Annotated in this window: 16 protein-coding genes; 14 read left to right on the top strand and 2 right to left on the bottom strand. The window is 40.3% G+C overall.

The genetic code is table 11. The features are described 5' to 3' along the window. The first annotated feature begins 37 nt into the window (after window positions 1-37). Together spoIVB and spo0A are read left to right on the top strand one after the other, a co-directional pair. Window positions 38-1,336, top strand: a complete 1,299-nt coding sequence (gene spoIVB / locus V7108_RS12385; RefSeq protein ID WP_420489190.1) for a SpoIVB peptidase — start codon at window positions 38-40, stop codon at window positions 1,334-1,336. 273 nt (window positions 1,337-1,609) lie between these two features. Continuing rightward, window positions 1,610-2,401, top strand: a complete 792-nt coding sequence (gene spo0A / locus V7108_RS12380; protein WP_335511250.1) for a sporulation transcription factor Spo0A — start codon at window positions 1,610-1,612, stop codon at window positions 2,399-2,401. A gap of 59 nt (window positions 2,402-2,460) precedes the next feature. On the opposite strand, the gene V7108_RS12375 is transcribed toward spo0A, so the two are convergent. Then, window positions 2,461-2,595, bottom strand: a complete 135-nt coding sequence (locus tag V7108_RS12375) for a YycC family protein (protein WP_335511247.1) — start codon at window positions 2,593-2,595, stop codon at window positions 2,461-2,463. Window positions 2,596-2,639: 44 nt separating this feature from the next. On the opposite strand from V7108_RS12375, the gene V7108_RS12370 reads away from it, so the two are divergent. After that, entirely contained in the window at window positions 2,640-3,368 is a 729-nt protein-coding gene (locus tag V7108_RS12370; protein ID WP_335511245.1) for a glycerophosphodiester phosphodiesterase, read from the top strand. 9 nt (window positions 3,369-3,377) lie between these two features. Here V7108_RS12370 and V7108_RS12365 read toward each other — a convergent pair whose 3' ends face one another. Then, window positions 3,378-3,614, bottom strand: a complete 237-nt coding sequence (locus tag V7108_RS12365; RefSeq protein WP_335511307.1) for a DUF2627 domain-containing protein — start codon at window positions 3,612-3,614, stop codon at window positions 3,378-3,380. A 185-nt stretch (window positions 3,615-3,799) separates the two neighbouring features. Here V7108_RS12365 and V7108_RS12360 point away from each other — a divergent pair, with 185 nt between their 5' ends. The 11 genes from V7108_RS12360 to meaB all read left to right on the top strand — a co-directional run bounded on the left by V7108_RS12360 (window position 3,800) and on the right by meaB (window position 19,678). Continuing rightward, window positions 3,800-5,875: a sigma-54 interaction domain-containing protein gene (locus V7108_RS12360; protein ID WP_335568422.1), complete on the top strand. Its 2,076-nt coding sequence runs from the start codon at window positions 3,800-3,802 to the stop codon at window positions 5,873-5,875. Window positions 5,876-6,010: 135 nt separating this feature from the next. Next, window positions 6,011-6,919: a phosphate butyryltransferase gene (gene yqiS / locus V7108_RS12355; protein WP_335568421.1), complete on the top strand. Its 909-nt coding sequence runs from the start codon at window positions 6,011-6,013 to the stop codon at window positions 6,917-6,919. A gap of 42 nt (window positions 6,920-6,961) precedes the next feature. Further along, entirely contained in the window at window positions 6,962-8,056 is a 1,095-nt protein-coding gene (bcd, locus tag V7108_RS12350; protein ID WP_335511239.1) for a branched-chain amino acid dehydrogenase, read from the top strand. A gap of 100 nt (window positions 8,057-8,156) precedes the next feature. Next, window positions 8,157-9,260, top strand: a complete 1,104-nt coding sequence (gene buk, locus V7108_RS12345) for a butyrate kinase (protein ID WP_335568420.1) — start codon at window positions 8,157-8,159, stop codon at window positions 9,258-9,260. A gap of 20 nt (window positions 9,261-9,280) precedes the next feature. Next, entirely contained in the window at window positions 9,281-10,702 is a 1,422-nt protein-coding gene (gene lpdA, locus V7108_RS12340; RefSeq protein WP_335568419.1) for a dihydrolipoyl dehydrogenase, read from the top strand. Window positions 10,703-10,910: 208 nt separating this feature from the next. After that, window positions 10,911-11,906 (top strand): thiamine pyrophosphate-dependent dehydrogenase E1 component subunit alpha, encoded by a 996-nt coding sequence (locus tag V7108_RS12335; protein WP_335568418.1) that lies wholly within the window; start codon window positions 10,911-10,913, stop codon window positions 11,904-11,906. 12 nt (window positions 11,907-11,918) lie between these two features. Continuing rightward, window positions 11,919-12,902, top strand: a complete 984-nt coding sequence (locus V7108_RS12330; protein WP_335511231.1) for an alpha-ketoacid dehydrogenase subunit beta — start codon at window positions 11,919-11,921, stop codon at window positions 12,900-12,902. Between the two features lie 167 nt (window positions 12,903-13,069). Continuing rightward, window positions 13,070-14,380, top strand: a complete 1,311-nt coding sequence (locus V7108_RS12325) for a dihydrolipoamide acetyltransferase family protein (RefSeq protein WP_335568417.1) — start codon at window positions 13,070-13,072, stop codon at window positions 14,378-14,380. A gap of 110 nt (window positions 14,381-14,490) precedes the next feature. Continuing rightward, window positions 14,491-16,374, top strand: coding sequence for a methylmalonyl-CoA mutase subunit beta (locus V7108_RS12320; RefSeq protein WP_335568416.1), 1,884 nt, complete (start codon window positions 14,491-14,493; stop codon window positions 16,372-16,374). Beyond that, entirely contained in the window at window positions 16,355-18,553 is a 2,199-nt protein-coding gene (gene scpA, locus V7108_RS12315) for a methylmalonyl-CoA mutase (protein ID WP_335568415.1), read from the top strand. Before V7108_RS12320 ends, scpA begins: the two co-directional genes overlap by 20 nt. After that, on the top strand, window positions 18,554-19,678 hold the full coding sequence (meaB, locus tag V7108_RS12310) for a methylmalonyl Co-A mutase-associated GTPase MeaB (protein WP_335568414.1): 1,125 nt from the start codon (window positions 18,554-18,556) through the stop codon (window positions 19,676-19,678). The last annotated feature ends 19 nt before the right edge of the window (window positions 19,679-19,697 follow it).

Here is a 19,697-nt window from a genome sequence, read left to right as displayed (position 1 = left end):
TTTCGATATAGAGTGAAGTGAAACAGAAGCGAGGAGAGTGAAGATTTTGAAGTTAGAAATAATCAGAAAGATCATTGGTGGAATTCTCCTTGTTTCATTAATCAGCGTGCTTTTTTTTCAGCCATTTCAACAGTACCTTGATATACCAAAGACCATTACAGTCTTTGAAGGACAGGATTATACGTTCCAAAAGGCTGTACCGGTTTCAGCCTCTTTAGTATCTCACAATTCAACTATCACACTTGAACAAGATAAAAATGACGTTTCCTTTAATGCAAAGAAAAACGGAAGAGAAGAAATGTTATTAGAATTTGCAGGAATACCCGTAAAAAAGGTCGATGTAAATGTTTTAAAGGATTTCAAAGTCCAGCCAGGTGGACAATCCATTGGTGTTAAATTAAATACGGTTGGCGTATTGGTCGTAGGCCACCACTTAGTTAATACCGAGGATGGCAAAAAATCACCTGGAGAAATTGCAGGAATAAAAATCGGTGATATCATTACGGAAATCAATGGAAGTAAGATAGAAAAAATGACAGATGTAGCACCTTTTGTACAAAGTGCAGGACAAAGCGGGAAAGCACTTGATTTGGTTATTAGCAGAGAAAGTGGTAAATTTAACACAAAATTAACTCCACTGAAAGACAAGGGAGAAAACTCCTATAAGCTTGGATTATATATTCGTGATTCAGCAGCAGGAATTGGAACCATGACATTTTTTGATCCTCAATCAAAAAAGTATGGTGCCTTAGGTCATGTAATATCTGATATGGATACCAAAAAGCCAATAGTCGTTGAGGATGGTCAAATCGTCCGCTCAACAGTAACATCAATTGAAAAAGGAAGTAACGGTGATCCTGGTGAAAAGCTTGCACGTTTCTCATCGGACCGTGAAATTGTTGGTAACATACAGAAAAATAGCCCTTTTGGAATCTTTGGGGTGTTGAATAAAGATTTAAAGAATGGAATTATGGATAAACCGCTGCCAATTGCCTTATCTCACCAAGTAAAGGAAGGGAAGGCAAAAATCTTAACAGTCGTTAATGATGACAAGGTGGAAGAATTTGAAATTGAAATTGTCAGCACAATCCCGCAGAAATTTCCAGCAACAAAAGGCATGGTAATAAAAGTTACAGATCCAAGACTCTTGGAAAAAACGGGAGGAATCGTTCAGGGGATGAGCGGAAGCCCAATCATCCAAGATGGAAAGTTAATTGGTGCTGTAACACATGTCTTTGTCAATGACCCAACCTCCGGTTACGGAGTACACATTGAGTGGATGTTAAATGAAGCAGGAATTAACATATATGAAAAACCGCAGGAAAAGGCAAGCTAAAAATTGATTTTAAACAAAATAGGCGATTTCGCCTATTTTGTTTTACATAAGATTATTCGACAAAAGAATGGGATAATAAGGAATATATGCGAATTTAGTCGAATTTTAAAGGAAAACAAAGAAAAGATAAGATTATATCACTATTTTAAGAAATATAAAAAAAACTAGAGGAATTTTAGTTGCATTGTCGAATTTCTAATTTAGAATAGAATTAAGAGAATATAACTGAATGTAAAATAGATATGACCATTTGGACTTGAGGAGGAAATAAAGGTGAAAAAGATTAAAGTATGTGTAGTAGATGACAATCGGGAGTTAGTGGGGTTATTAGAGGACTATATTTCTTCCCAAGATGACATGGAAATTGCAGGTATTGCACATAATGGTCAGGATTGTTTAGAGCTTCTTGAATCAACAGATACCGACGTACTCGTCTTAGATATTATTATGCCTCATCTTGATGGTTTGGCTGTCCTAGAACGTTTAAGAGAACTGAAAAAAGGCGCGATTCCTAATGTTATTATGCTGACTGCATTTGGTCAAGAAGACGTAACGAAAAAGGCTGTTGAGCTTGGTGCTTCATATTTTATTTTGAAGCCTTTTGATATGGAGAATTTAGGAAGCCATATCCGTCAAGTAAGCGGGAAGAGCAGTCAGGTCAGCCGCAAGGCTCCAACAGGGAATTATCGTCAGCATACTGAAAATAAACCAAGAAACTTGGATGCAAGCATTACAAGCATTATCCATGAAATTGGTGTTCCGGCACATATAAAGGGGTATTTATATTTGCGCGAAGCCATTTCAATGGTTTACAACGATATTGAATTGCTTGGCTCAATTACCAAGGTGTTATACCCTGATATCGCGAAGAAATATAACACTACAGCGAGTCGTGTTGAACGTGCAATTCGCCATGCGATTGAAGTTGCTTGGAGTCGTGGAAACATTGATTCCATATCCTCTCTATTTGGATATACCGTAAGCATGTCCAAGGCGAAGCCAACGAACTCAGAGTTTATCGCTATGGTAGCAGATAAGCTGCGATTAGAGCATAAGGCATCTTGAAAGGATCAATAATAGCAAAAAACCCTTCATTTCAAATGAAGGTTTTTTTATGTATTAATTTATTTATCTTTTTCTAGTTCCATTAATTTTTGAATAAGTATATGCTGAGGCATATGCATAAGCTGTTCTAATGGAACATTTAATTTTTCGGCAAGCTTAATGGCAGTTTCAGGCGATAATTGTAAGGGCTTCACTATAAATTTATACCTCCATATTTTTTTAGTTAGGATGTGAAGAAATGACACAAATTTTTGCACACCGGGGTTATTCTGCGGCATTTGCTGAAAATACCATGAGTGCTTTTGTTGCAGCGGAGAAGTCAGGTGCAGATGGTTTAGAACTTGATGTCCAGTTAACAAAAGATGGTGAAGTGGTTGTCATTCATGACGAGAAGGTAGACCGGACAACAAGCGGTAAGGGCTATGTGAAAAATTTGACATTTAATGAAGTTCGAAAGTTGAATGCCAATAAAAAAGGTTCAAAAAAGGAGCCAATACCGTCTTTAATTGAGGTTCTAGAATGGATGCAAACCAACCAATTAATTTGTAATATAGAGCTGAAAAACGGAATATTTCCATACGAGGGTATGGAAGAAAAAGTGATTCACCTTATCCGTAAATATAATTTGAGCGATAGAATAATTATTTCATCTTTTAATCATTATAGTATCGTATTAAGCTATCGGATGGCCCCAGAAATCGAAACAGCACCCTTATTTAATGAGCAGATTTATATGCCTTGGGTTTACGCCCAATCAATCCGGGCGAAAGGAATCCATCCGAAGCTAGCTTCGATAACAGATAAAATTATCAAAGATGCAATCGAAAATGGAGTTGCAGTTAGACCTTATACAGTTAATAAAGATACTGACATGCATAGGCTTTTTAAAATAAATTGTACTTCGATTATTACAGATGATCCAGTAAAAGCCATAAAGATTAAGAAGGAATATGAAACGAGACCTTAATGGTCTCGTTTATTTTTTTGTAAACCTCGTTTGTACTTTGTTTCTCTTTCGGTCTCGATGAAATATGAAACCAGCAACAAAACCGAGGCCGCCAAGGAAAAGTATTAGTCCAATAAGAAATTGCAGCCATAAAAATGGGATAGGGCTTTGTAGAATGCCAAATGTCATATCCCGCATGAGTTTTATCCCATAACCTGCTAAAAAACCAGGAATTACTAAGATAAGTAGAGCAATAATCCGCTTCATAATTAAATCCTTCCAAATATTTAGTCCATCCACCCAAGTTACTTCCTACAAGAAATATTAGTACAAAGATAAAATTTGTCAAGATAACGAAAAAAATATAGAATTAGTAATGAAAAATATTGCATGTTTTCGATTATGTTAGAATGAAAATAATTTCTCTTCAAATATAATTAAGGGGCGAAAAAATGCAAAACGTTATGATTGTTGGGGCCGGAAAGGGCGGAACAGCTATCCTTAATTTACTCAACGAAACAGAAGTTCTAAACGTTCAAGTTGTAATTGACAGAAATTTGGACGCGCCGGGCATTATAGTGGCACACCGGGAGGGTATCCAGACAGGGACCCATTGGAAGCCCTTTTTAAATGAAAATATTGATATAATTATTGAGGTAACTGGGGATGAACATGTATTTCAAGAATTAAGGAACACCAAAAACAAGAAAACGGTATTAATACCTGGCAGTGTAGCATTTCTACTTGCAAAGCTCCTTGAAGAAAAAGAAGAGTTAATTGTTAAGCATCAGAATGCTTCCTATCAACAGGAACTGATCTTTAATGCTACAAACGATGGAATGCTTGTGATTGACGCAAAGGGTTATGTAATCTTATTTAATAGCACTGCTGAAGAAATGACAGGTGTACCACGTGATCAAGCCATTGGGAAATATGTTGTTGAAGTGATACCTCAAAGCAGACTCCCGCTAATCCTTGCAACGAGAAAAGTTGAAACCAACCAAGAAATGATTTTAGGAAACGGCAGAAAAATTATTACCACCCGTATTCCTATAATTGAAGAGAATGGAACGTTAATTGGGGCATTTGCAGTTTTTAAAGATATTACAGAAGTAGTGAACCTTGCAGAAGAAATTACAAATTTAAAAGAAATTCAAACGATGCTTCAGGCAATCATCCATTCTAGTGATGATGCGATTTCAGTAGTGGATGAAAACGGCAGGGGAATTCTTATAAATCCAGCATATACCCGTCTTACCGGGCTTACCCAGGAACAAGTAATTGGGCACCCAGCCACAGCCGATATATCTGAAGGTGACAGCATGCATATGAAGGTGCTTCAAACGCGAAGAGCAGTCCGAGGAGTACCAATGCGGGTAGGGGCCAATAAACGAGAAGTAATTGTCAACGTAGCCCCGATTATTGTAGATGGGAAATTAAAAGGCAGTGTCGGTGTTATTCATGATATGTCAGAAATAATGACGCTTAATCGGGAATTGAGCCGTGCTAGACAAATCATTCGTACACTAGAAGCGAAATATACTTTTGAGGATATCATTGGAAGTTCAGAAGAAATGAAGCTAGCGATTGAGCAGGCAAAGCTTGGTGCAAAAACGCCTGCAACCGTCCTTTTACGCGGAGAATCTGGGACTGGAAAGGAACTGTTCGCACACGCTATACATAATGCAAGTGACCGAAAATACAACAAGTTTATTCGGGTTAATTGCGCCGCTATCTCTGAGTCACTTCTAGAAAGTGAATTATTTGGTTATGAAGAAGGTGCATTTTCTGGGGCAAAACGAGGAGGAAAAAGAGGCTTTTTTGAGGAGGCGCATAACGGAAGTATCTTTCTAGATGAAATAGGAGAACTTTCAGCCAATACTCAGGCGAAATTACTCAGGGTATTACAAGAGAATGAAATTATCCGAGTTGGCGGGACTAAGCCTATTCCGATAAATGTGAGAATCATTGCAGCAACCCATGTGAATCTTGAAAAAGGAATTGCAAAAGGCTCTTTTAGGGAAGACTTATACTATCGTTTAAACCGCATGCCAATACATATACCACCATTAAGAAATCGTAAAGAAGAGATTCCTGTATTATGTGAGATGCTTATTCAAAAAATAAATCGTGATTACGGCAGGAATGTCGAGGGTGTCACTCAAACTGCACTGCTTAAGTTAATGAATTATGATTGGCCGGGAAATGTAAGGGAACTAGAGAATATACTTGGCAGGGCTATGATTTTTATGAATTATTATGAAACATTGATTAATGTACATCACTTGCCGGAATTGAGGCCTAAAAATCCAGGCAACGAACCTTCTTTAGATAATAAATATGAATCCATTCAGCAGGATCGTACCTTAACGTCCATGGTGGAAGAGTATGAAGCAGAAATAATCTCACAAACACTTCACCGCTTGAATGGGAATAAAACCGCAACTGCTAAAACTCTTGGGTTATCGGTAAGAAATCTTTATTATAAATTAGAAAAATATAAGCTTGAAAATAACGGCATGCAATAATCTTCACGGTATGAAAATTATTGCAGATTAAAATTATTACTTTTGAAGCGCTTACAGCGAATGTGAACTTGGCACGGATATTGCATATTAAAACGATGGAATTTGCAGCAGAAGAGAGAAAGGGTTGATGAAAACTTGTTGCTTGAATCGCTGATAGACAAAGCAACCCAACTTGAAGGTAACACTGTAGCAGTGGCAGTGGCAGAAGATGAAGAAGTCATTGAAGCTGTTATTGAAGCAATAAATCGTAATATCGCCAATTTTATTTTATTTGGTAATAAAGAAAAAATTAATACGATATTGAATCAAAACATTCAATATCCAATTACAAGCGACAAAAACCTTACCGTGGTTCATGCTGATTCAAATGCGCTGGCTGCAGAACAAGCAGTAAGGGCTGTATCCAATAAAGAAGCCACCGTGTTAATGAAAGGGAATATCCCCACGAATGTCCTGTTAAAAGCAGTTTTAAATAAGGAATATGGTCTACGGACAGGAAATATTCTTTCACACGCAGCGGTCTTTGCTATCCCAGGTTTTGAGCGGTTTACGATCGTAACTGATGCTGGTATGAACATATCTCCGGATTTAGAGGAAAAGGCTCAAATCATTCGAAATGCCACGGCACTGGCAAAGGCAATTGGAATAGAATATCCCAAGGTAGCACCATTAGCTGCTGTTGAAGTTGTGAATCTGTCAATGCAGGCGACTGTTGACGCTGCTGCATTAACGGTAATGAATAAGCGGGGGCAAATCTCTGGATGTATTATAGATGGACCATTAGCATTAGATAATGCTGTTTCTGTTTTAGCTGCTGAACATAAAGGAATTCAAAGTGAAGTTGCTGGAAGAGCTGATATTTTAGTAGTTCCTACTATCGAGGTGGGAAACGTCTTATATAAGTCATTAATTTATTTTGCAAAAGCAAAAGTAGGAGCTATTATTACTGGTGCGAGAGCTCCTATCGTCTTAACTTCTAGAGCGGATTCTGCTGAAAGCAAGCTATACTCACTTGCACTTGCCATCTGCTCTGCAGCCGAATAGATCACATATTTTTGCTTTCATAATTAAAGGAGGATTTTTTCAATGGAAATTTTTAAGTACTTAGAACAATATGATTACGAGCAAGTTGTATTTTGCCAAGATAAACAATCTGGACTAAAAGCGATTATTGCCATTCATGACACAACATTGGGTCCTGCATTAGGCGGTACCCGTATGTGGACATATGAATCTGAGGAAGCAGCCATCATCGATGCCTTACGTTTAGCAAAAGGAATGACTTATAAAAACGCTGCAGCAGGTTTGAACCTTGGCGGTGGGAAAACAGTTATCATTGGTGACCCTCGTAAAGATAAGAGTGAAGAAATGTTCCGTGCATTCGGCCGTTATATCCAAGGATTAAATGGCAGATACATTACTGCTGAGGATGTTGGAACTACAGTTGCAGATATGGACATCATTCATGAAGAAACGGATTATGTTACAGGCATTTCACCAGCATTCGGCTCCTCTGGTAATCCTTCACCTGTTACAGCTTATGGTGTGTATGTGGGAATGAAGGCAGCTGCAAAAGAAGCTTTTGGTACGGATTCTTTAGAAGGTAAAGTGGTTGCGATTCAAGGGGTAGGGAATGTTGCGTATACGCTTTGTAAGTACTTGCACGAAGAAGGAGCGCAATTAATTGTTACAGATATTAATAAAGAAGCAGTTCAGCGTGCAGTAGATGATTTCGGGGCTCGTGCAGTGGATCCAAATGAAATTTATGGCGTTGAATGTGACATCTATGCTCCATGTGCTCTTGGCGCGACGATTAATGATGATACAATTCCACAACTTAAGGCAAAAGTGATTGCAGGCTCCGCAAACAATCAGTTAAAAGATACCCGTCATGGTGATATTATCCATGAAATGGGGATTGTTTATGCTCCTGATTACGTAATTAACGCTGGCGGGGTAATCAATGTTGCAGATGAACTTTATGGTTACAACCACGACCGTGCAATGAAAAAGGTAGATCAAATTTATGCAAGTATCGAAAAGGTAATTGCTATCTCAAAACGTGATGGTATCCCAACGTATGTTGCAGCAGACCGAATGGCTGAAGAGAGAATTGAGAAAATGCGCAATTCCCGCAGCCAATTCCTGCAGAATGGCCACCATATTTTAAGCCGCCGCTAGGAAAATAGATGATAAAAGTAGTAAGGGGTGAGCGCTGAATGGGAAATTCAGCGTCTTTCCCTTTAATATATACGAAATGTAAAAATGGAGGTAAAAAACCTTGCCTGAAAATAAATATCGAATTCTCGCCATCAACCCAGGTTCTACTTCCACTAAGATTGGAGTCTTCGATAATGAAATTTCCATTTTAGAAAAAACAATCCGGCATGATTCAGAAGTTATTAATTCATTTACCAATATTATTGATCAATATGAATTTAGAAAGAGTACCATTTTGGAAATACTGGATCTTGAAGGAATCAATCTTTCCAAGCTGAGTGCTGTTTGTGGCCGGGGAGGACTGCTTCGGCCTATTGAAGGTGGAACCTATGCAGTCAATGAAACCATGCTCGATGATCTTCGGACTGGTTTTGCCGGGCAGCACGCTTCAAATCTGGGTGGAATTATTGCTTATGAAATTGCTTCAGGATTAAATATCCCATCCTTTATTGTTGATCCTGTTGTTGTTGATGAACTTGAACCGATTGCAAGAATCTCCGGTTTTTCCTTAATTGAAAGAGTGAGTATTTTCCATGCTTTAAATCAAAAAGCAGTAGCTCGAAGAGTTGCAAAAGAACTTGGTAAAAAATATACCGAGTTAAACCTTATTGTTACACATATGGGCGGCGGAATTACTGTTGGGGTACATAAAGAAGGCAGAGTCATTGATGTAAACAATGGCCTCCATGGTGATGGTCCTTTTAGCCCGGAACGTGCAGGAACGGTTCCTGTTGGGGATTTAGTGGCACTTTGCTATTCAGGTCAATATTACCGGGATGAAGTCATGAAAAAGCTTGTTGGTCAAGGTGGACTTGTCGGCTATTTAGGAACCAACGATGCTGTGGAAGTTGAAAGGAGAATTAAAGCTGGTGATGAACAGGCAGCCCTTGTTTTTGAAGCAATGGCCTATCAGGTTGCAAAGGAAATTGGAGCCGCCAGTACAGTTTTATCAGGAAAGGTAGATGCGATCGTGTTGACAGGCGGTCTTGCCTACGGAAAGAGTTTTGTGAAATCCATCACTGATAGAATTAATTGGATAGCAGACACCATTGTCCATCCGGGTGAGAATGAACTTCAAGCATTAGCTGAAGGGGCACTAAGGGTCTTGCGTGGAGACGAAATGGTTAAAGAATATCCGGGTACGTTCAAAACAGCAAAAATCTAACATTTTGGGGAGGGAATACTGTGTCACAAGAATATGATTTAGTCATTCTTGGCGGTGGTACCGGTGGTTATGTGGCTGCCATTCGTGCCTCTCAGCTTGGTTTAAAAACAGCAATCGTAGAAAAAGGAAAACTTGGTGGAACATGCCTTCATAAAGGGTGTATTCCTAGTAAGGCACTTCTCAGAAGTGCAGAAGTTTATGCAACAACTAAGCGCAGTGAAGATTTTGGTGTTACGACAAGCGAAGTATCCTATAACTTTGGCAAAGTACAAGAAAGAAAAAATAAGATAATTGATTCTCTGCATAAAGGTGTACAGCATCTCATGAAGCAAGGGAAAATTGATGTATATGAGGGGCTGGGCAGGATTTTAGGTCCGTCGATTTTCTCACCAATGCCAGGGACGATTTCAGTTGAAATGAATAATGGTGAAGAAAATGAAATGCTTATTCCTAAAAATGTTGTCATTGCGACAGGTTCAAGACCAAGAACCCTTCCCGGACTTGAAATTGATGGCGAGTTTGTCGTTACCTCTGATGAGGCATTGGAGCTTGAATCATTACCTGCTTCAATCATTATCGTTGGCGGTGGTGTCATCGGGATAGAGTGGGCATCTATGCTTTCTGATTTCGGTGTTGAAGTTACCGTCATTGAGTATGCAGATCGGATTATTCCAACTGAGGACAAGGAAATATCTAAGGAAATGCAGCGTCTCATGAAGAAAAAGGGGATAAAGCTTGTAACCGGTGCAAAGGTGCTGCCTGAAACCTTAGTAAAAGGTGAAGGTGTTACGATTTCTGCAGAAGTAAAAACAGGATTGAAAGAATTTAAGGCAGAGAAGATTCTTGTATCTGTAGGACGTCAAGCAAATGTCGAGGGTATTGGCTTGGAGAACACAGAAATCCAGGTTGAAAAGGGATTTATCGCAGCTAATGAATTTTACCAAACAAAAGAATCTCATATTTATGCTATTGGTGATGTGAACGGCGGCTTACAGCTTGCACACGTTGCTTCTCATGAAGGCATTATTGCAGTGGAGCATATTGCAGGAAAAGATCCATCTGTTCTAGATTACAATCTGGTTTCTAGATGTATTTATAGCAATCCAGAGGTTTCAAGTGTTGGGATTACTGAAGAACAGGCAAGTGAAAAGGGTCATAAAGTAAAAGTGGGGAAGTTTTCATTCCGGGCAATCGGCAAAGCACTTGTATTTGGAGAATCCGATGGTTTTGTCAAAATTGTTGCTGACGAAGAAACCAATGATATTCTAGGTGTGCATATGATTGGTCCGCATGTCACTGACATGATCACAGAAGCAGGTTTGGCAATGGTATTGGATGCTACTCCGTGGGAAATTGCTCATACGATTCATCCTCATCCAACACTTTCTGAAGCGATTGGAGAAGCTGCACTTGCAGTAGATGGCAGGGCAATCCATTCATAAGAATATTTGTATATGTCTAGCTTCAGCGCCTAGGGGCTCGGGTCATAGACCAATCACTTCGGAAGGCAAAAGCCTTCTGTCAGTGCTTGTCTTATGCCGGTCGCCCCTGACCGCTAAGGAAAGCTCCTAAGAGTAATCCTCGCAGGAACAAGCAGTGCTTGTTCCGAAGGCGCTTCCGCTTTTCTATGAACAAACGGGAGGTATAAAAATGGCTGAAAATCGTCATCATGCATTAGGGTTAAGTGATGAAAAGGTTTTGGAAATGTATGAAACTATGCTTTTAGCCCGCCGGATTGATGAACGGATGTGGTTATTGAATCGTGCGGGTAAAATACCATTTGTTATTTCGTGTCAAGGGCAGGAGGCCGCACAAGTAGGGGCTGCATTTGCACTCGATAAGGATAAGGATTATGTCCTTCCTTATTACCGTGATATGGGAGTGGTGTTGACTTTCGGCATGACGCCAAAGGAATTAATGTTATCAGGATTTGCAAAGGCTGAGGATCCAAACTCAGGTGGACGCCAAATGCCAGGACACTTTGGGCAAAAAAGAAATCGCATTGTTACTGGGTCATCCCCAGTGACAACTCAGGTTCCACATGCTGTTGGTGTTGCGTTAGCAGGAAAAATGGAAAGAAAAGACCTTGTCACCTTTGTAACCTTTGGTGAAGGTTCCTCTAACCAAGGGGATTTCCATGAAGGAGCTAACTTTGCGGGAGTTCATAAATTACCGGTTATTTTCATGTGTGAGAATAATAAGTATGCGATCTCGGTTCCAATTGAAAAACAATTGGGATGCGAAAAAGTCTCAGATCGTGCAATTGGATATGGTATGCCGGGATTTACGGTTGATGGGAATGATCCATTAGAAGTATATCAAGTAGTAAAAGAAGCTGCTGACCGTGGACGTCGAGGAGAAGGACCTTCATTAATAGAAACAATCTCTTACAGACTGACACCACATTCATCTGATGATGATGACCGTTCGTATCGTGCTCCGGATGAAGTGGCTAAAGCAAAAACAAAGGATCCAATTATTACATTCGGTGCCTATTTAAAAGAAACTGGTGTAATGAGCGATGAGTTAGAAAAAGAAATCAACGACCGTGTGATGAAGCAAGTGAATGAAGCCACTGAATATGCTGAAAATGCACCGTATGCAGCACCTGAACACGCGCTGAAATATGTTTATGGTGATAAGTAGGGGGGATAAAATATGCCAGTAATATCTTATATTGACGCGGTCACAATGGCCATCCGTGAAGAGATGGAAAGAGACTCAAAGGTTTTTGTTCTTGGTGAAGATGTTGGGGTAAAGGGCGGAGTTTTTAAGGCAACGCAAGGTTTATATGAACAATTTGGTGAGGAGCGTGTGATTGATACACCGCTGGCTGAATCTGCGATTGCCGGTGTAGGAATTGGTGCAGCGATGTATGGAATGAGACCAATTGCTGAAATGCAGTTTGCTGATTTTATTATGCCTGCTGTGAACCAAATTATTTCAGAAGCCGCCAAAATTCGTTATCGCTCCAATAACGATTGGAGCTGTCCGATGGTTATTCGTGCACCATATGGCGGTGGTGTGCACGGCGCACTTTATCATTCTCAATCTGTTGAGGCAATATTTGCAAATACACCCGGTTTGAAAATTGTAATGCCATCTACCCCTTATGATGTAAAAGGGCTTTTAAAAGCAGCTATTCGAGATAACGACCCAGTATTATTCTTTGAACATAAGCGGGCGTACCGTTTAATCAAAGGAGAAGTACCCACTGATGATTATACATTGCCAATTGGAAAAGCAGATGTGAAGCGTGAAGGAGATGACATTACAGTTATCACCTATGGACTATGTGTTCATTTTGCCCTTCAGGCAGCAGAAAAATTAGCTAAGGATGGTATCTCAGCACATATTCTTGATTTGCGAACAGTTTATCCATTAGATAAAGACGCCATTATCGAAGCGGTTAAAAAGACGGGGAAAGTCTTACTCGTTACAGAGGCTAATAAAGAAGGAAGCATTATCAGTGAAGTATCAGCGATTATAGCTGAAAATTGTTTATTCGAATTAGACGCTCCAATTATGCGCTTAGCTGGACCAGATGTACCAGCCATGCCATATGCTCCGACAATGGAAAAATTCTTCATGGTAAACCCTGAGAAAGTCGAAAAAGCAATGCGTGAGCTAGCAGAGTATTAAAACGAAAAGCGAAGGTGCCTTGGGCAGACCCGACAAGCATAAGACGAGCCGGCATGAAGGTTGCTCTTTAACCTTCTTGATGGATTGGCAGATGACCGAGGAAAAAGTGGTTGTCTTTTTCCTTCAAGGGTCTAGGCGCCGCAGCTAGACAGTAGGAGGTTGGGATTTTGGTAATTGAACAAATTAAGATGCCTCAGTTGGGGGAAAGCGTAACCGAAGGAACCATCTCAAAGTGGCTAGTTTCTGTCGGAGATAAAGTAAACAAGTACGATCCATTAGCTGAAGTAATGACAGATAAGGTAAATGCAGAAATTCCATCTTCCTTTGCAGGTACGATTAAAGAATTAATTGCTGAAGATGGTGATACACTTGCAGTCGGAGAAATCATATGTACGATTGAAGTTGAAGGCGGGAATGCAGAAGCAGCGGCAGTTAGTGAAACAAAGACTGAAGCAGCTGAAACAGTGGCAATTACGCCAGCAGAGCAAGGAAACAAAGCCCGGTATTCCCCTGCTGTATTAAAGATTTCTCAAGAACATGGGATTGATTTAACACAGGTGGCAGGCACTGGGGCTGGCGGCCGCATCACAAGAAAAGATTTATTGAAATTGATTGAATCCGGGAATATCCCGATTGAGCATTCACGTAAAGAAGTACCAAAACAGCCTGAGGTACGACTAACAGCTGTCCAAGAAACAGTACCAGCAGCTTCCACTCAATCTGCAGCCCCTGTTAATAAACAAGCCGCAGCTGATGTAAATATCCCTGTTGAAGTTGGAGATATTGAAATTCCTGTTACAGGAATTCGTAAAGCTATTGCGGCCAATATGCTTCGCAGTAAGCATGAGGCACCGCATGCCTGGACGATGATCGAAGTCGATGCAACAAACCTTGTGGAATACCGGAATTCTTTAAAGGATGAATTTAAGAAAAAAGAAGGTTTTAATTTAACATTCTTTGCATTTTTTGTAAAAGCTGTTGCGCTTGCCCTAAAGGAATTCCCGCAGATTAATTCCATGTGGGCTGGAGATAAAATAATCCAGAAGAAAGATATCAATATTTCAATTGCTGTTGCAACAGATGATGCATTGTTTGTTCCCGTTATTAAGCAGGCGGATGAGAAAACCATTAAAGGGATTGCCCGTGAAATCTCGGAGCTTGCTGTAAAAGTAAGAAGTGGTAAACTTCGTGCTGAAGATATGCAGGGTGGAACCTTTACAGTGAACAATACTGGATCGTTTGGCTCGGTACAATCACAAGGAATCATTAACTATCCGCAAGCTGCTATTCTCCAGGTTGAATCCATCATCAAGCGCCCAGTTGTCATGAACAACAACATGATCGCCATTCGTGATATGGTAAACCTTTGTATGTCACTCGACCACAGAGTATTAGACGGACTCATCTGCGGACGATTCCTGCAACGAGTAAAAGAAATCCTTGAAAATACATCTAAATCCACCACATCCATTTATTAAATAAAAACCGCTGCCTGATTGGCGGCGGTTTTTTTCGTTGCTTGTATGGGCTTCGTACTCTAAAATAGAATTTAAAGAATATTATGTACTTAAACGTTAGGGGGAAGCATATGAGTTTAGATAATTTGCGAGATCAATCTTTTCCTTTAAAGAAACTAGATGATTGGAAAAGGAAAGCAGAAGAAACCTTAAAAGGCAAAAGTATTGAATCACTTACTAGTAGTACATATGAGAACATTGATTTGAAACCGCTTTATTCCCAACTGGATGAAATAAATGTACCTAATTACCCTGGAAGCTCTGATTTTCGCAGAGGGGTATATCCATTAGGTTATGTTACCAATGGCTGGAGGTCCGCACAGCGAATATCGTACAAAACAGCAGGAGAGTTAAAAGCCAAGCTCCATCAAGCTGTTGAAAAAGGACAGACTGCTTTATCCTTTGAAGTATCAAAGAACCTTTTTGAAACAAACGGTACCTTAAATGATGTACTGGGGGATTTTTCCGCAACAATTCCCTTTGCAATTAATAGCAGAGGCTTATCTTCAGCTATACTAGCGGAGTTAGCAGAACTGCAAGAAGGTAAGGATAAAATTACTGGATATATTGGCAGTGATCCTATTTCTATGTTTGCAGAGGAAGGATTACTTGTAGAAGAGTATCTTCATGGTTGGATTGAAGAAATAATACTTGCTAACGAGAAACTCCCAAATGTACGGACAGTGTTGATCGATACCACTACTTATCAAAATGGGGGAGCAAATGCGGTTCAGGAGCTTGGAATTGCAGCTGCAACCGGTGCTTTCTATCTTCAACAGTTACTTGATAGTGGTATGAAGCTTAAGGAAGCCTTATCGAAAATGATTTTTCAATTCTCAATCGGCAGCAATTTCTTTATGGAACTGGCAAAATTGAGAGCTGCCCGGATTCTTTGGGATAAAATTACCAAAGTATACGGAGCAGAAGTCGAAGACAGAGGAATGCAGATTGCAGCAGAAACTTCCTCTTTTACCAAAACGTTATATGACCCTCATGTTAATATTCTTCGAGCCGGTAATGAGGCATTTGCGGCCGTTGTCGGGGGAGTGCAATATTTACACGTAACAACTTTTGATGATATTTCGGGCAGTTCCAGCCTATCTGAACGAATTGCACTAAACACACAAAATATTTTAAGAGAAGAAGCCCATTTAAAAAATGTGGTAGATCCTGCGGGCGGCTCCTGGTATATAGAAGCATTGACAACAGAGCTTGCAGAAAAAGCATGGCAATATTTTCAGCAAATTGAAGCAAACGGCGGCATGCTGGAAGTATTAAAATCTGGCTGGTTACAGGGCGAAATAGAAAATGTTCATACAAAACGGAAACAGGATGTTTTTTCGAGAAAACGAAGTATTGTCGCGACAAATGTATATGCCAATCTCATAGAGGCAGCTGCTCCTGTGAAAGAAAAAATCACGGGGGGCTATTTCGAAAATGCTTTTTCAAAAATTGAGATAAAGTCGATTCCAAATAGGAGATTATCCGAGCCTTTCGAGGAACTTCGAAACATTAGCGAACGAATTGAAGGGATTATTGGTTCTAAACCTGAGGTTGGATTGATTTGTCTTGGTGAGCTTAAACAATACAAACCTCGAATGGATTTCATGAAAGGATTCCTAGCTGCTGGAGGTTTGAAAGCAGTCGAAAGTGAGTCAATTACTTCTTTGGAAAAGGCAAAACAATTTATTTTAAATCAGAATACAAAGTACTACTGCCTATGCAGCAGCAATGACCAATACGAAGTGTTAGGACATGAAGTTCTTACTGGCTTAAATCAGGAATTTTCAGACACAATCTTTTTTCTAGCTGGTTCACCAGAAAAAGAGCAGCAGCCTAAATGGCTGAATGAGGGAATTAAACAATTTATTCATCTAAAAAGCAACTGTTACGAAACGCTCTCTGCAATTTTAATAGAAATGGAGGCGGCACTTGATGAGTACACAAAAGCCTGATTTTCAATCTATACCATTGTTCAATGACCAGGACTTCATTACAAAAGAGAAATGGCAGGAACAAGTCGAAAAACAACTAAACACCTCCATTGATGATTTATTATATGAAACCAATGAACAAATTAAACTCAAACCACTTTATACATCGGAGGACCGTGTAGGAATAGAGCATTTAGAAGACCTGCCCGGCATTGCTCCTTATACCCGAGGTCCCTATCCAACTATGTATGTAAATCGTCCATGGACTGTAAGACAATATGCAGGATTTTCGACAGCTGAGGAGAGTAATGCATTCTATCGTCGTAATCTAGCGATGGGGCAAAAAGGGTTATCAGTAGCCTTTGATTTGGCCACACATAGAGGGTATGATTCTGACCATCCCCGCGTTGTGGGTGACGTCGGTAAAGCCGGGGTTGCAATTGATTCTGTTTTGGACATGAAAACACTTTTTGATGGAATTCCACTAGACCAGATGTCCGTTTCTATGACGATGAACGGCGCAGTTTTACCGATCCTAGCCTTTTTTATCGTTACGGCAGAAGAACAAGGAGTTACCCAGGAAAAACTGGCCGGAACGATTCAAAATGATATTTTAAAAGAGTACATGGTACGTAACACTTATATCTATCCACCTGAGATGTCAATGAAAATCATTGCCGATATCTTTGAGTATACTTCCAAATATATGCCAAAGTTTAATAGTATCAGTATTTCTGGCTATCATATGCAGGAAGCAGGGGCTCCGGCTGATTTGGAATTGGCATATACACTTGCAGACGGATTAGAGTATGTAAAGACAGGACTTAAAGCTGGAATTGATATTGATAAATTCGCACCGCGATTGTCCTTTTTTTGGGCAGTCGGGATGAATTATTTTATGGAAGTTGCTAAAATGCGTGCTGCCCGCTTAATCTGGGCAAAAATGATGAAATCATTTAAGCCGAAAAACGAGAAATCAATGGCACTTAGAACCCATTCTCAAACTTCGGGATGGAGTTTAACGGAACAAGATCCATTTAATAATGTCATTCGGACTATGCTTGAGGCACATGCTGCGGCTATGGGGCATACACAGTCACTGCACACCAATGCTTTGGATGAAGCGATTGCCCTTCCAACTGACTTCTCCGCTCGTATTGCCCGAAATACGCAATTATTTTTACAAGAAGAAACAGGAATCACCAACGTAATCGATCCTTGGGCTGGATCTTTTTATGTAGAAAAGCTAACACATGAATTGGTAGAAAGAGCATGGACTCACATAGAAGAAATCGAAAAGCTTGGAGGAATGGCAAAAGCGATTGAAACGGGTCTTCCTAAAATGAGAATCGAAGAGGCATCCGCAAGAAGGCAAGCGCAAATCGACTCCGGAAAAGAAACAATCATTGGTGTAAACAAATATCGTCTAGAGAAAGAGGAAGCCATTGATATTTTGGATATCGATAATACAGCCGTTCGTTTAAAGCAAATTGAAAAATTATCCAGCTTAAAAGCTAGCCGTGATGAGGAAAGGGTAAGCGAAGCTTTAGCAGCCTTAACAAAGGGAGCAGAAACAGGGGATAGCAACCTGTTGGAACTGGCCGTTCAAGCGGCAAGGGTTAGGGCCACTCTAGGTGAAATTTCGGATGCAATTGAGAAGGTTGCCAATAGACATAAAGCAGTTATTCGTTCTATTAGCGGAGTGTACAGTACGGCTTTTTCAAATGAAGAGGAAATTTCTGAAGTGAAAAAGATGACCGATGATTTTCTTGAGAACGAGGGAAGAAGACCGCGAATTCTAATTGCCAAAATGGGGCAGGACGGGCATGATCGTGGTGCAAAGGTTATTGCCACAGCGTTTGCAGACCTCGGGTTTGACGTCGATATTGGTCCATTATTCCAAACACCTGAAGAAACCGCGATACAGGCGGTAGAAAATGATGTGCATGTCATTGGAATGAGTTCGCTGGCTGCAGGTCACAAAACGTTATTGCCACAGCTTGCATCTGAGTTAAAAAAGCTTGGCCGAGAAGATATATTAATTGTTATCGGCGGCGTTATCCCAGCACAGGATTATCAATTTTTATATGACAATGGTGCTTGTGCCATCTTTGGCCCAGGGACGATTATCCCAGTTGCTGCTCAAAAGGTTGTTAAGGAAATTTATAAACAGCTTGGCTATGAGGAAGTGGAGAGGTAGATGACGGAGAATATGAAACCGGAATGGAGCGACCCGAACGAGCCGGAAAAATTCTCGAGCGTTATTAGAAAGGGACAAGAGCTTAAAGGGCAGCCCGCTTCTACTGAAAAAAATATCATTTTTAAAAAGCGGTCCTCTAAGGAGCCGGCCGTTGAAGAATTAGTTGCTGGAGTATTATCAGGAAACAGAGGGCAGCTTGCCCGAGCTATTACTCTAGTGGAAAGTAACGCAGAACAACATTTCGTTAAGGCACAGGAGCTTCTGCAAAAGCTACTGTCACATAGCGGTAATGCAATCCGGATCGGGATAACGGGTGTTCCTGGTGCCGGGAAAAGTACTTTTATTGAAGCGTTTGGCACGTACCTTTGTAACTTCGGTCTGCAGGTCGCGGTACTGGCAATTGATCCGAGCTCTAGTCTCTCGGGTGGAAGTATCCTAGGTGATAAAACCCGGATGGAGCAATTATCGCGGAATCCTAGGGCCTTTATCCGTCCTTCGCCAACAGCAGGAAAGCTTGGCGGTGTACACCGGAAAACAAGGGAAGCAATGTTAATTTGTGAAGCAGCGGGTTTTGATGTAATTTTAATCGAAACGGTCGGAGTGGGACAAAGTGAAGTTATTATCAGGGATATGGTCGACTTTTTCATGCTGCTCGTTCTAACTGGTGCGGGTGATGAATTACAGGGGATGAAAAAGGGGATTATGGAGTTAGCAGATGCAGTCCTTGTCCATAAAGCTGATGGGGATAATAAAATAAAAGCAGAACAGACGAGAAAAGAGTATAGCCGTATCCTTCACTTTTTACAGCCGGCAACGAAAGGGTGGTCCTCCAAGGCCTATACCTGCTCGTCTTTAACAGGGGAAGGGATTAGAGAAGTTTGGGAAGTTATTAAGGATTTTGAGTGTAAAGGAAAATCCTCTGGAGTGTTTGCTGATAGACGAAAAGGACAACAGCGCGATTGGATTTATTCGTTAATTACGGATCAGCTCCATTACAGCTTTTTCCACCATCCAGAGGTAAAGCTTAAACTGCCACAATTGGAAAATGAAGTAATGGCAGGAAAAAAAACAGCTGCCACTGCAGTAGAAATCCTTTTTAACACGTTCGTCTCTAATAAAGAGTAATGATTTATTGAAATAAATA

The organism is Neobacillus vireti (genome assembly GCF_036962345.1).
Taxonomy (GTDB): domain Bacteria; phylum Bacillota; class Bacilli; order Bacillales; family Cytobacillaceae; genus Neobacillus; species Neobacillus vireti_A.
This window is presented reverse-complemented; position numbering and strand designations above follow the sequence as displayed.

Bases quoted from the DNA above. Each gene is read 5' to 3' on its own strand.
- V7108_RS12360 (WP_335568422.1), top strand. From the start codon at position 3,800: ATGCAAAACGTTATGATTGTTGGGGCCGGAAAGGGCGGAACAGCTATC.
- V7108_RS12365 (WP_335511307.1), bottom strand. From the start codon at position 3,614: ATGAAGCGGATTATTGCTCTACTTATCTTAGTAATTCCTGGTTTTTTA.
- scpA (WP_335568415.1), top strand. From the start codon at position 16,355: ATGAGTACACAAAAGCCTGATTTTCAATCTATACCATTGTTCAATGAC.
- V7108_RS12320 (WP_335568416.1), top strand. From the start codon at position 14,491: ATGAGTTTAGATAATTTGCGAGATCAATCTTTTCCTTTAAAGAAACTA.
- V7108_RS12335 (WP_335568418.1), top strand. From the start codon at position 10,911: ATGGCTGAAAATCGTCATCATGCATTAGGGTTAAGTGATGAAAAGGTT.
- V7108_RS12370 (WP_335511245.1), top strand. From the start codon at position 2,640: ATGACACAAATTTTTGCACACCGGGGTTATTCTGCGGCATTTGCTGAA.
- bcd (WP_335511239.1), top strand. From the start codon at position 6,962: ATGGAAATTTTTAAGTACTTAGAACAATATGATTACGAGCAAGTTGTA.
- meaB (WP_335568414.1), top strand. From the start codon at position 18,554: ATGACGGAGAATATGAAACCGGAATGGAGCGACCCGAACGAGCCGGAA.
- V7108_RS12330 (WP_335511231.1), top strand. From the start codon at position 11,919: ATGCCAGTAATATCTTATATTGACGCGGTCACAATGGCCATCCGTGAA.